This is a genomic window from Burkholderia sp. B21-005 (assembly GCF_020843965.1).
Classification (GTDB): Bacteria; Pseudomonadota; Gammaproteobacteria; order Burkholderiales; family Burkholderiaceae; genus Burkholderia; species Burkholderia ambifaria.
Genome location: NZ_CP086302.1, coordinates 1,587,964 through 1,599,635, shown reverse-complemented (window position 1 = coordinate 1,599,635; position 11,672 = coordinate 1,587,964). Strand labels below are relative to the sequence as shown.

Below are 11,672 nucleotides of genomic sequence, written 5' to 3'. Positions count from 1 at the left end.
ACGCAGAGCCGTTGCGCGAATGGCCGCCGTTGGGCGAACGGGCGGGCCGTTCAAGGTCGACATGCGGCATCGGAGCGGCGCCGGGCTGAAATCGACGAGAAAGAGACAATTGATGGTTGTATCGAGATTGGCGACAATGAATGCCATTCCAACCGAGGGCAAAAAAATAATGATGAATTCCGGCGACGGCCTGACCAGTCCAGCGCGGCTCCTGCGACTCGCGTCATGGGTAATTGCGATCATCTTCGCGGTCTTTCTGAACATGCTCGGCAGTCTTGTGATCCGCGACATGGCGTTCGCGCCGAACGGCGGTCCGCCCGTCATCGAGCAATTCGCTGATACTCAGGCAAAGGCGCGGCTGGACGCGGCGCGGCGCCGTCTGCAGGCGCAGCACGACGCGCTTGTCGAGAAGGCCGACACAATGGAAGTGGCGCGCGGCCGCGCCGCGAAGGAGTACGCGGCCGAGAAGGAAAGTTTCCGCAACTGGCTGGCAACCCGCTCGGTGACAGGAGACAGCGCGAGGAACCCGGACATTCTGGCCAGAACGCACAAGCTTGATACGCTCCAGGCCGTGGTGGTCAACTGGCAGCATCAGATCGATGCGATCGGCGACCAGCAACGGGCACTGAGCTCGCAGCAGACTCAAGTGAACACGCAAATCGCCGAAGCGGACGCAGCAGCCGAACGGCGCTTCGACGAGGCAACACGGCACTACGAGATGCAAGTGTTCGGGCTTCGGCTGGCGCTGACGTTACCGATACTGCTGGTTGCGATCTGGCTGTTCATCCGCTACCGCAAGGTGCGCTACTGGCCTTTCGTGTATGGTTTTGGCCTGTTTGCACTGAGCGCGTTTTTCATTGAACTGGTTCCGTACCTGCCGAATTTCGGCGGCTATGTCCGGGTTCTGGTCGGCATTGCACTCACGGTATTCGCGGGCCTTTACATGATGAAGGCATTTCAGCGCTATGCCGAACGCAAACGGCTCGAATTGCAGCAGGATCAGGGCGCACGCGCGCGCACGATCGGATACGAAAAAGCCGTTCGGTCACTCGAAAAAAAGCGCTGCCCGTCATGCGACAAACAATGGAATCTCGGCGGCGACGATTCCACGTTCTGCGTACATTGCGGATTGCGGCTTTTCAATGTATGCGAATGCGGCGGCCGGAATTTCTTCTTCTTCCCGCATTGCCATCAATGCGGTGCCGCGCAGGGAAACGAGTCACCCGGCTGACGGTCCGCATATGCACTGGCGCCGGCGTACGACGGGTGTGACGCGTGGTCGATATCCTTCGCGGGGGCGGGTTGCGCCAGTCGCGATCACGCGATGACACGCGGCGGCGTCGACGCCTCCGCCAGCTGAAACAGGCAATCGCCACGCTGCACCTGCGCCGGCACGCGCTTGCACACCACTTCGCCGTCGCCCTTGAAGCGATGCAGCACCGGCTCGCGCAGCGGCGTGTCGGGGAAGTGCACCCACGCGGCCGGCTGTCCGGCCTTCACCTGATCGCCGAGTTCGACGAGCGGTTCATACAGCCCGCGCTCGTATGCATAGACGAAGTGGCGATCGCCGTCGACGCGCAGGAAGCGCGTGACGGTCGGTGGCGCGTCGGGCACGAGCGCGCCGCGCAGCAGCCCGATATGGCCGAGGTAGTGCAGCAGCCCGTGGCGGCCGAGCCGGATCAGCGACGGATCGGCCATGCCCGCACCGCCGAGTTCGGTGACGATCGAGATCGCGCCCTGCCGGCGCGCGGCCGATGCGGAATGCACCGGGTTCGGCGCGTGCAGCAGCGCGTTCGGCAACCCGAACGCGACGAGCAGCCCGTTGAGCTTCTTAGCCTCGTCGTCGTCGAGCGGGTCGATCGCGAGCATGTTGCCGCCCTGGTACAGCAACGAGCTGCCGCCCGAATGCAGGTCGACCAGATACTGCGCGCGCGACAGCAGCGCATGCTCGATGTAGTGGGCGATCATCTGCGTCGGCGTGCCGGTGGGGTCGCCGGGAAAGCTGCGGTTCAGGTTGCCCTCGTCGAGCGGCGACACGCGCAGGCCCGCGTCGGCCGCGGGGAAATTCGCCATCGGCAGCAGGATCAGCTGTCCGCTGACCATCTCCGGGTCGATCTCGCGCATCAGCTGCGACACGATGATCTGGCCTTCGTATTCGTCGCCGTGATTGCCGGCCATCACGAGCGCGACCGGGCCGTCGCCGTTGCGGATCGACGCGATCGGGATCGGCAGCCAGCCGTACGCGGAGCGATGCACGGAATGCGGCAGGCGCAGGTAGCCCGCATGCTTGCCTTGCGCATCGAGATCGATTTCGCAGTGGATGGGATTTCGGTGTGAGGAAGAGGAGGCGGTCATGGCGACATCGTTCGAAGAACGGGAGTCTGCCATCTTATCGGGAAACGACCGTCGCGCGGCGCGCGCGGTGCAGGCGATGCCGGACACCGTCAATCGGCCCGCGCGCGAAGGCGCGACATGCGCAACCGGAGCGGCCGCGCGCGATGTTGCAGCGCTGAAACGCATGCCGGCGTGCGAGCGGGTGGCCCGCGCACGCCGGGTTGCGCGTCAGCCCCTTGTCGCGACAGGGCCGGCGCGCGTGATCGCGTCAGCGACCCGACGTTTCAGCTTCGATACGGCCTTCTTCCCACAGCGCCCAGAAACGGCTGCCGGCACGATACGGATTCGCGCGCCGCGCCGCGTGATCGGTGATGCCCTGGCGAAATGCGCCATACAGCGTCAGCGGCGGGCTGTCGACGCACGCGGCTTCACGGGCGGCCGGCGGGCGGTGCTCGGAGACGAGCCGCCGGATCAGCGCGGCGCCGTCGATCACGTCCAGTTGATCGATCGTTTCCGTGCGGCTGATGACTTCGACGGTATTCATGTTGGGCTCCCCGACGTCGTGTTTCACAGTCAAGGAGCAATAAGAGTGCCAGCGATGAATTGCCGCGCGCCGCAGCGATCGTGCAGGCTTCTGCGGCGAACGTGGCGCGCGGCGCGGGCCGATGTTACGGAACACGTCACGTGACATGCCCGCGCGTGGCGAAACACATGCGCACCTGCGCCGGCCGATGCAACGCGTTTCGGAAATGAATCGCGGGGGAACGAATGCAGATGCGGGGCGCGCCGCGCGCTCGCTCAGTTCGCGGTCGCGGGCGCCATGCGACGGCTTCCCGCCGAATAGAAACGGTAGATCCCCTTGCCGCCCGACTTTGCGTCGTACAGCGCGCTGTCGGCCTGCCGGATCAGTTCGTCGGGCGAGCCGTGTCCGTCGTCGAGCGCGATGCCGATGCTGATCCCGAGGCTGACGGTCGCGCCGATCGACAGCGTGTACGGCGCGGAAATCTGCCGGATGATGCGCGCGGCGAGGATCGAGCACGCCTGCATCGTCGTGTCGTCAATCGCGACGACGAACTCGTCGCCGCCGATGCGAGCCGCCAGCTCGCCGGGCGGCAGCGTCTTGCCGAGCCGCTCGGCGACCTGCGTAAGCACTTCGTCGCCGGCCTGGTGGCCGAACCGGTCGTTGATCGCCTTGAAGCCGTCGAGATCGAGATACATGACTGCAAGCGCGGGGCTCGGCTGGCGCGGCCGATGCGCGAGCCTGCGCCTGAGTTCCGCATGCAGTTCGTGGCGATTCGGCAAGCCGGTCAGCGCGTCGTGCCGCGCAAGGTGCCGGATGTGCTGCTCGGCGCGGCGGCGCGTGGTGACGTCCTCGACGATGACCACCGCATTGCCGTCCGGTACGCGATGGCGCGTCAGTTCGAGCTGGCGCCCGTCGGCGAGCGCGATGTCGAGCGGCACGGGTTCGTCGCGGCTCAGCCAGACCGCGCACTGCGCGGCGAGGCCCGCATGGCCGGGCTCGGTCACCGCGTTCGCGCCGAGCGCCGCGATGACGTCGGGCAGCGGGGTGTCCAGCATGATTTCGCGCGGTGAGCCGAACAGCTGCGCGGTGCGCCGGTTCGCGACGATCACGCGGCTCTCGCCGTCGATCATGCACAGGCCGTGCGGCATGTAGGTGAGTGCGGCATCGAAGCGCGCGACGAGCTCGGCGTTGCGCTGGCGCGCGGCGATCAGCGCGACCAGCACGCGGTAATGGCGCTCGACGACCGTGCGCATCGCCGCGAGATAGATCACGAGCGGCGGCAGTAGCAGCCATGCGCCGGGCCGGTGGGCCAGCAGGGCGCCGACGCCGATCGGCAGCACGCCGAGCGTGACCTGGGTCATCGCGAGCCGCGGCAGCGCCGAATTGCGCGACGCGATCCCGCCGAACACGCCGCCCGCGACCATCACCGACAGCGTGCCGAGCTCGACGTCGGACGCGTCCACGCAGCCCATCACGCCGAGACCAAGCAAGAAACACGCGGCGAGCGACACGGGGGCATAGTGCCGCGCCCAGTATTCGGCGCGATCGTCGCCGGCGGCACGGCGTACCGCATACGCGCGTGCGATCGCGAGTCGCGCGGCGAGCAGGCCGACGTCGGCGACGAGCCACACGAAACACCAGAGTTGCTGCAGACGGAACAGCGCGATCGCCGCGACGAACGCGCTGGCGACGCCGGACAGCGCCATCGGGCGCAGGTCCTCGAACAGCGTGACGAGCATCGACGGACGCAGTGCGTCCGTCACGCGGTGATTACCGCAGGGGGGAGTGGCGAGAACGGCGTTCAGGAGGCGCGCCTTGACTGCCATGGCTCTTTTGACCTCGACACGGTGCGATTCATCGCCGGCAGCCCCGCGCGGCAGGCGGCGGGATGACCGGCGAGCCGGATGCGCACGACATTACCATGAAATATCGGCCGCGCGTGCCGTGCGGGGGGCGTCGGCGGGTAGTCGTAAACCACGCTTGCGAGCGCCTTGCGGATTCGCCGGTGCGGGGGCAGGATCGTTGCCAACGGGACGATGTCGGGCGGGCGCCGCAGCCCGTCCGAATCCCGTTATAAGAAATTCAATAAGTATTTCATGCGAGAAATACTATAGGCGATATATCCAAAACAATGCCAGAATGCGCGCCGCTCCGAACGCCGCGACACCCGATCGCCGTACGAGCCGCATCAGGAGGTTCCCCCACATGCAAAACCACGGCCTGTCACGGCGGGGTTTTCTGAAAGCCAGCGTGCTGGCGGGCGTCGCGGTCTACGTCGCGCCCATCGGCAGCCGCGCGTTCGCGGCGCTCTTCGAAGAAAAACTCCTCACCCCGGTCAAATGGGATAGCGTCACCGGCATCCCCCAATTCCGCATCGACGGCATCGCGAAGGTCACGGGCTCGAAAGTGTTCGCCCGCGACGTGCGCGCGGCCGACATGCCGCACTGGCCGCAGCAGCAGTCGCACGCGCTGATCCTGCGCGTCACGCAGGCTGATCGCCTCTACGAAGGCTTCGACCTGTCGCTGCTCGGCGACGAACTGAAGCCGGACCGCGTCGTCACGGCCGACGATCTCGCGCGCGACGGCGTCGCGTTCCCGACGTTCTACGGCGACGACATGCTGTTGCCCGCCGGCAAGACGCCCGCGTATCTCGGCCATGCGGTCGCGATCCTCATCTACCACGACTTCGCGCGCTTTCGCTTCGCGAAGAACGCGCTCAAGTTCCGCGACGACGTGATCCGCTACGGTGCGGTCACGGGCCCGCTCGAGCGCGATCCGTGGGGCACGTTCCGCTACGTGCGGGTGGGCGGCAAGACGGCCTACGACGACGATGTCTACTCGAGCCTGAAGGACGCGCCGATCTTCCCGAGCATGATGCGCAAGCACCTGCCGGTCTGGCCGGACGGCAAGGAACACGGCAGGCTCGACGAGCAGGGGATGTTCCTGGCCGGCCAGATCGCCGCCGAACTCGATCGCCCGTCGGCCGACTGGCTGGTGTTCGACCGCGAGTACAACACGCAGTCGGTCGATACCGCCGCGCTCGAACCCGACAACGCGAACTGCTGGTACGACGCCGCGACGCAGTCGATGCACCTCGTCGTGCCGACCCAGTCGCCGCTCGAAGTGGCGGAGAACGCGGCCGCGATGGTCGCGAAATGCCGCTTCCCGGTGAAGAAGCTGTTCGTGCATCCGTGCTACACGGTCGGCTACGGCTCGAAGGATCACTGCAACGTGCCGTTCTACGGCCTCGTCTGCGCGCTGTACGCGGACGGCCGCCCGGTGCGGTTCGCGAACGACCGCTACGAGCAGTTCCAGACGTCGCTGAAGCGTCACGCGTTCAAGATGCATTACCGGATCGCGGTCGATCGCAACACGGGCCTCCTGCAGTCGTTCAAGGGCGACTTCGAGGCGAACGGCGGCGGGCGTTCGAACTTCTCGCCGTCGGTCGCGATGGTCGGTGCGACGGCCGCGCAATCGATCTACTACTTCCCGAAGAGCGACCTCGCGGCGGTCGCGATCGCGTCGCGCGCGATCGACGCCGGCTCGGCCCGCGGCTACGGCACGCTGCAGAGCATGGCCGCGACCGAGATGGCCGTCGACGAAATCGCCGCGCAACTGAACCTCGACCCGATCGATTTCCGCCTGCGCAACGCATTGCGCTCGGGGATGAAGAACACGCAGGGCGCGATTCCCGCCGGCGCGCTGCGCGTCGAGGAAGTGCTGGAGCGCGCGAAGCAGCATCCGCTGTGGACGCGTCGTGCGACGCGCAAGGCCGAATTCGAGGCCGCGAACCCCGGCAAGCGCTACGGCGTGGGCTTCGCGTGTGTGCAGAAGGATTTCGGCACGGGCGCCGAGGCATCGTTCGCGAAGGTCGAATTCGACGAGAACGGCAAGGTGTCGCTGCATCACACGGCCGCCGAGATCGGCACCGGGATGTCGACGTCGCAGGCCGTCGCGGTCGCGAAGTGGCTCGGCCGCCCGGCGACCGACGTGCGCGTCGCGCTGACCGAATGGCCCGACCTGCCGGTCGAGACGAGCGGCGATCCGTACCTGATGTCGCAGGCCGACCAGGATCGCCTGAGCGCGAATCCGCGCTGGTCGCCGAGCTACGCGTCGCCGTCGAGCGCGACGAACTCCGCGTACTACTTCACGCACAGCACGCGCGAAGCCGCGCGCGCGGTGTTCCGCTACGGGCTGTGGCCGGCCGCGATGTCGATCTGGACGCGCGGCCTCGGCGGCGGCCAGGCCGCGCCGTACGCGATCCGCATCGAGGACGCGCGCTGGGTCGACGGCAAGCTGACCGCCGACGGCCTCGAGCCGCTGACGTTCGAGCAGCTCGCGAAGCAGGCGCATGCGCTCGGCTTGCCGACCGGCGCCGTCGTGCACGTGTTCAACCGCTGGCAGTGGACCGACGCCGAGTTCGAAGTGGGCGGCATGGTCGATCGTCTGCCGGTCGATGGACTGTCGTTGCGCGTCGGCGCGCCGAAAACGGGCGACGACGGCCCGCTGCCGGGCACTGCCGCGCCGGCGGGCGCGACCACGATGCGCGGCACGCTGGCGCCGACCGCGAACGGCTACCGCGTGCTGGACCGCAAGCGCGTGTTCATTCCGCCGACGAGCCGCAACAACGCGGCCGTCACGTACTACACGGCGGTCGGCACGCTGGTCGAGCTGGCCGTGCACGAAGCGACTGGCAAGGTCGAGTTGCTCACGCATCACTCGATCATGGAGTGCGGTAACCAGATCTCGCCGCAGCTCGTGTCGGGCCAGCTGCAAGGCGGCCTCGCGATGGGCATCGGCCATGCGCTGCACGAGGCGCTGCCGCTTTACGAAGACGGCCCCGGCAACGGCACGTGGAACTTCAACCGTTACCCGCTGCCGCGCGCGACCGACGTCGCCGTGTGGTCGCAGACGGACGACATCCTGCCGCCGCTGTCCGAGACCGATCCGCCGAAGGGCGTCGCCGAAGTGGTGATGATCCCCGTCGTCGGCGCGATCGTGAACGGCATCGCGCACGCGATCGGCCATCGTTTCACCGATTTGCCGGTGACCCCGCAAAAGATTCAGGAGGTGCTCGCATGACGACCGCCCAAACCGCGGCTTCGGCCGCGAGCGCCAGCGCGGCTGCGACCGCTGCGTCCGCGCCGAACGCGGCTTCGGCCGCCCCGGCATCCGCATCGGCCGCGCCGGCCGCCGTCGAGCGTCCGCTCGTCCGGTTCCAGCAGAAACCGCTGTCGGTGAACATCAACGGCAAGTCCGTCGGCCCGATGCAGGTGCCGGAAGGGCTGATGATGATCGAGTTCCTGCACGAGTACGCGGGCCTCACCGGTTCGCGGCTCGGCTGCGGGCAGGGCGTCTGCCACGCGTGCGTCGTGATCGTCGACAAGCCGGACGGCACGAGCGAGGAGATGCGCACCTGCATCACCGGCGCGCACTTCTTCCACGGCCGTTCGATCCGCACGATCGAGGGCCACGCGAAGCGCAACGACGCGGGCGAGGTAGTCGAGCTGTCGCCGATCCAGCAGAAGTTCCTCGAGCACTTCAGCTTCCAGTGCGGCTACTGCACGCCGGGCTTCGTCAATGCGGCGACGGTGCTGATCGAGCGCCTGAAGCGCGAGCCGATTGCGAAGGCCGACGTCGAGCGCACGATCACCGACGCGTTGAACGCGCATCTCTGCCGCTGCACGGGTTACGTGCGCTACTACGCAGCCGTGAAGGACGTGATTTTGACGACGCCGGGACTTGTGAAGGACGCCGCATGAAACGCACATTCGCCCATCGTGCCGTGCGGGCCGCAGGCTTGCCCGCACTCGCGGCCGTCTGCGCGCTGCTGCTCGCCGCCTGCGGCGGCCATGACGCGCCGGTCTCGAGCGCGGCATCCGGCGCGCCCGGCGCCGACCCGGTCGCGCGCGGCCGCTATCTCGTCAAGGCCGCGGACTGCGCGGCGTGCCACACCGCGAAGGACGGCGCGCCGTTCGCCGGCGGTGCGCCGCTCGAATCGCCGTTCGGCACGTTCTACGGCTCGAACATCACGCCCGACAAGGATCACGGGATCGGCAGCTGGAGCGCGGACGACTTCTACGCCGCGCTGCACGACGGCAAGGCGCCGGGCAAGCGGCTGTATCCGTCGATGCCGTACACGTCGTACCGGCAGCTCACGCGCGCCGATAGCGACGCGATGTACGCGTACCTGAAGACGGTCAGGCCGGTCGCGCAGGAAAACCGCGCGCACGCACTCAAGTTCCCGTACAACCTGCGCTTCGGCATGGTGTTCTGGGACATGGTGTTCCTGAAGGACAGCCTGCCCGACGCGTCGAGCGGCCGGTCCGCCGACTGGCAGCGTGGCCGCTACCTGGCGGGCGCGCTAGGCCACTGCGCGGAATGCCACACGCCGCGCGCGTTCACCGGTCAGCTCGACGACGCGAAGCCGTTCGCGGGCGCCGCGCTCGGCCGTGTGGCCGCGCCGGACATCACGCCGGCCGGCCTCGCCGCGCGCGGCTGGACGGGCGCCGACCTGCAGACGTTCTTCGGCGTCGGCATCGCGCCGCAAGGCTCGGCGTTCGGGGAAATGTATCCGGTCGTGCACCTGAGCACGCAAACCATGACGAAGGACGACCTGCGCGCGCTGTCCGTGTACCTGCTCGGCGATACGCCGCCGGCACCGCAGCCGGTGAAGCCGGTGTCGGCCGACGCCGCGCAGCTCGCGGCCGGCCGCTCGGTGTATCTCGCGGTGTGCGCGGGCTGTCACGGCCTGAACGGCGAAGGCAAGCCGCACGTGGCGGTGCCGATGAATGGCAATTCGACGCTGCGTCAGGGGGACTCGCGCAACCTGCTGGTCGCGATGCTCGACGGCATCGACGAGCAGAAGTTCGCCGGCTTCGAAAACCTGCAGCCGATGCCGGGTTTCGCGCATACGCTGAGCGACGACGAACTCGCGCAGCTCGCGAACTACCTGCGTGCGACGTGGGGCGGCCAGCCCGCGAACGTCACGCCGGCCGACGTGAAGGCCATGCGTCAGTAAGTCGTGCGGCGCAACGGGGCGCAGCGCGCGAGGCGGCCGGTTTCCGGCTGCGCTCGCGCACGGCGCTCCGCCCGTACCTTTCCGGCGGCGCTTCAGTAGCCGCCGCCCCCTCCGCCACCACCCCCCCCTCCGCCGCCTCCGCTGCCGCCCGCGCCGCCATACCGGCTCATGCCGGCTCCTTGCGATACGCCGCCGCCTGACGACGTACATCCCGCCGACAGCACCAGCATCAGCGCCGCGAGCAGTGCCGCGGCCAGTCTTGCCGATTTCATTTCACTCTCCTTGCACCGCGCAGGCCGCGCGGCCGCGTGGTTCGCATGAACCGGCGCCGCGCGAAGACGAAACGTTTCCGGCGCGCGGTTTATTCCATGCTTTTTGCGTATCGGCACGGCTCAGTGTGCGTCGCATGCCGGTGCCGGATCGGCTGCCCGGCACGGCGGCTTGGTACACTCCGGCTCGCCGCCATTCCGATTCCGACGACAAAAACCATGAGCGCCACTCGCGATCATCCGCCGCGCAAATCATCGAGCCCGTCCAATCCGGTCGTGCTCGGCTGTCTGTCATTTACCTTCGGCGCGCCGCTGGTCGCGGCGCTCGTGTGGCCGGCCGTGATGCTGGTTGCATGGTCGGTGATCAACGGCCCGCATTGGGACACGCTGAAACTCTGCGCAAGCATGGTGCTGATGATCCTTGGCGCGTCGTTCTTCCTGGGCTATTTCCTGCCGGCGACGCTCGCGGGCGGCATCATGGGCGCGATCGGCACGCGCATCCGGCGGCGCTGGTTCGTGCTGCTGGGCATGATCGTCGGCACCGGTCTGATGGTCGGCTATGTGCTGCTGCAGTCCCATCTGCTGAATGACGGCGAAATCGGCGGGATCAACGTGATCGCGATACTCGATTCGATCGTGACGTCGGCCGTGATGTCGCGCTGGCTGCATCGACGGCTCGAACGCGCGCATTCGAGTTGAAGCGGTGCGTCAGCGGGCGCTGTGCGATCGACGTGTGACGGCCGGGACGATGGCGCGCATGAACCGGACGAACCGAGGTCGTACGGCAACGCGCAGCCGGGGCGTGCGGTGCGCCCCGGCGACTCGCTGCATGACAGGCTACCGGTGATGCGTGGCCGGGAGGCCGCCGTCGCGGCGGCGTCCGATCAACGATAGACGAGATCGGTGCGGCGATTCTGCGCCCACGAATCTTCGTCGTGGCCGGGCGCGACCGGCTTTTCCTTGCCGAGGCTGACCGCTTCGAGTTGCGTCGCCTGAACGCCCAGCGTTTCGAGCGCGCTCATTACGGCTTGCGATCGGCGCTGGCCGAGCGCGAGGTTGTATTCGGACGTGCCGCGTTCGTCGGTGTTGCCCTGGATCAGCACGCGGCGCGACGGGTGGCTGCGCAGGTAGTCGGCGTGCGACTGCAGCAGCGACTGGAATTCCTGCTTCACCGAGTACTGGTCGAAATCGAAGTAGACGCTGCGCTTGGCAAGCGGGCTGTTCGGATTGTTCAAATCGTCGGTCGTCACCGTGGCGACCGCTTCGCTCGACGGCGCCGGCGCCATGCCGGCATTCTCGGGCGTTTTTGCCTCGTGGTGACAACCCGCCAGCAGGGCGAAAGCTGCCAGGACCGCAAACCGGTTCGTTTTGCTCATTGTGCGTCTCCTGCGGTTGACTGCGAGGAAAGCGTCGTGCCTGCAAACCGGCACGTCACGAATCCGGCCGAGACGACACGAAAGTGCCGGCTTCCGTGCGCAGTGCGATGCGCTTTCGTAAGCCGGCGATGTGTCAAATGAAAGATTGT

9 protein-coding genes are annotated in these 11,672 nt (G+C 67.5%); 5 read left to right on the top strand and 4 right to left on the bottom strand.

Translation table 11 applies throughout. The annotated features are described in order from the left end of the window. Positions 1–172 precede the first annotated feature (172 nt). Positions 173–1,231: a hypothetical protein gene (locus LMA02_RS23460; protein ID WP_416378687.1), complete on the top strand. Its 1,059-nt coding sequence runs from the start codon at positions 173–175 to the stop codon at positions 1,229–1,231. An 86-nt stretch (positions 1,232–1,317) separates the two neighbouring features. Here LMA02_RS23460 and LMA02_RS23455 read toward each other — a convergent pair whose 3' ends face one another. The 3 genes from LMA02_RS23455 to LMA02_RS23445 all read right to left on the bottom strand — a co-directional run bounded on the left by LMA02_RS23455 (position 1,318) and on the right by LMA02_RS23445 (position 4,683). Continuing rightward, positions 1,318–2,355: a succinylglutamate desuccinylase/aspartoacylase domain-containing protein gene (locus tag LMA02_RS23455; RefSeq protein WP_228907671.1), complete on the bottom strand. Its 1,038-nt coding sequence runs from the start codon at positions 2,353–2,355 to the stop codon at positions 1,318–1,320. Positions 2,356–2,602: 247 nt separating this feature from the next. Further along, the gene (locus LMA02_RS23450; protein WP_228907670.1) at positions 2,603–2,878 is read right to left on the bottom strand and encodes a hypothetical protein; all 276 of its coding nucleotides are present in this window, start codon (positions 2,876–2,878) and stop codon (positions 2,603–2,605) included. A 254-nt stretch (positions 2,879–3,132) separates the two neighbouring features. Next, positions 3,133–4,683, bottom strand: coding sequence for a sensor domain-containing diguanylate cyclase (locus tag LMA02_RS23445; protein WP_228907669.1), 1,551 nt, complete (start codon positions 4,681–4,683; stop codon positions 3,133–3,135). Between the two features lie 379 nt (positions 4,684–5,062). Between LMA02_RS23445 and LMA02_RS23440 the strand changes: the two genes are divergently transcribed. The 4 genes from LMA02_RS23440 (at position 5,063) to LMA02_RS23425 (ending at position 10,846) form a co-directional block, all read left to right on the top strand. Then, complete coding sequence (locus tag LMA02_RS23440; RefSeq protein ID WP_228907668.1) at positions 5,063–7,939, top strand: xanthine dehydrogenase family protein molybdopterin-binding subunit; 2,877 nt, start codon at positions 5,063–5,065, stop codon at positions 7,937–7,939. Further along, entirely contained in the window at positions 7,936–8,619 is a 684-nt protein-coding gene (locus tag LMA02_RS23435) for a (2Fe-2S)-binding protein (RefSeq protein WP_228907667.1), read from the top strand. The genes LMA02_RS23440 and LMA02_RS23435 overlap by 4 nt, the downstream gene beginning before the upstream one ends. After that, a complete protein-coding gene (locus LMA02_RS23430; protein ID WP_228907666.1) occupies positions 8,616–9,878 on the top strand; it encodes a cytochrome c in 1,263 nt (420 codons plus the stop codon). The genes LMA02_RS23435 and LMA02_RS23430 overlap by 4 nt, the downstream gene beginning before the upstream one ends. A 488-nt stretch (positions 9,879–10,366) precedes the next feature. After that, the gene (locus LMA02_RS23425) at positions 10,367–10,846 is read left to right on the top strand and encodes a hypothetical protein (RefSeq protein ID WP_228907665.1); all 480 of its coding nucleotides are present in this window, start codon (positions 10,367–10,369) and stop codon (positions 10,844–10,846) included. Between the two features lie 185 nt (positions 10,847–11,031). Here LMA02_RS23425 and pal read toward each other — a convergent pair whose 3' ends face one another. After that, positions 11,032–11,523: a peptidoglycan-associated lipoprotein Pal gene (pal, locus tag LMA02_RS23420; protein ID WP_228907664.1), complete on the bottom strand. Its 492-nt coding sequence runs from the start codon at positions 11,521–11,523 to the stop codon at positions 11,032–11,034. Positions 11,524–11,672 lie beyond the last annotated feature (149 nt).

Bases quoted from the DNA above. Each gene is read 5' to 3' on its own strand.
- LMA02_RS23460 (WP_416378687.1), top strand. From the start codon at position 173: ATGAATTCCGGCGACGGCCTGACCAGTCCAGCGCGGCTCCTGCGACTC.
- LMA02_RS23455 (WP_228907671.1), bottom strand. From the start codon at position 2,355: ATGACCGCCTCCTCTTCCTCACACCGAAATCCCATCCACTGCGAAATC.
- LMA02_RS23450 (WP_228907670.1), bottom strand. From the start codon at position 2,878: ATGAATACCGTCGAAGTCATCAGCCGCACGGAAACGATCGATCAACTG.
- LMA02_RS23445 (WP_228907669.1), bottom strand. From the start codon at position 4,683: ATGGCAGTCAAGGCGCGCCTCCTGAACGCCGTTCTCGCCACTCCCCCC.
- LMA02_RS23440 (WP_228907668.1), top strand. From the start codon at position 5,063: ATGCAAAACCACGGCCTGTCACGGCGGGGTTTTCTGAAAGCCAGCGTG.
- LMA02_RS23435 (WP_228907667.1), top strand. From the start codon at position 7,936: ATGACGACCGCCCAAACCGCGGCTTCGGCCGCGAGCGCCAGCGCGGCT.
- LMA02_RS23430 (WP_228907666.1), top strand. From the start codon at position 8,616: ATGAAACGCACATTCGCCCATCGTGCCGTGCGGGCCGCAGGCTTGCCC.
- LMA02_RS23425 (WP_228907665.1), top strand. From the start codon at position 10,367: ATGAGCGCCACTCGCGATCATCCGCCGCGCAAATCATCGAGCCCGTCC.
- pal (WP_228907664.1), bottom strand. From the start codon at position 11,523: ATGAGCAAAACGAACCGGTTTGCGGTCCTGGCAGCTTTCGCCCTGCTG.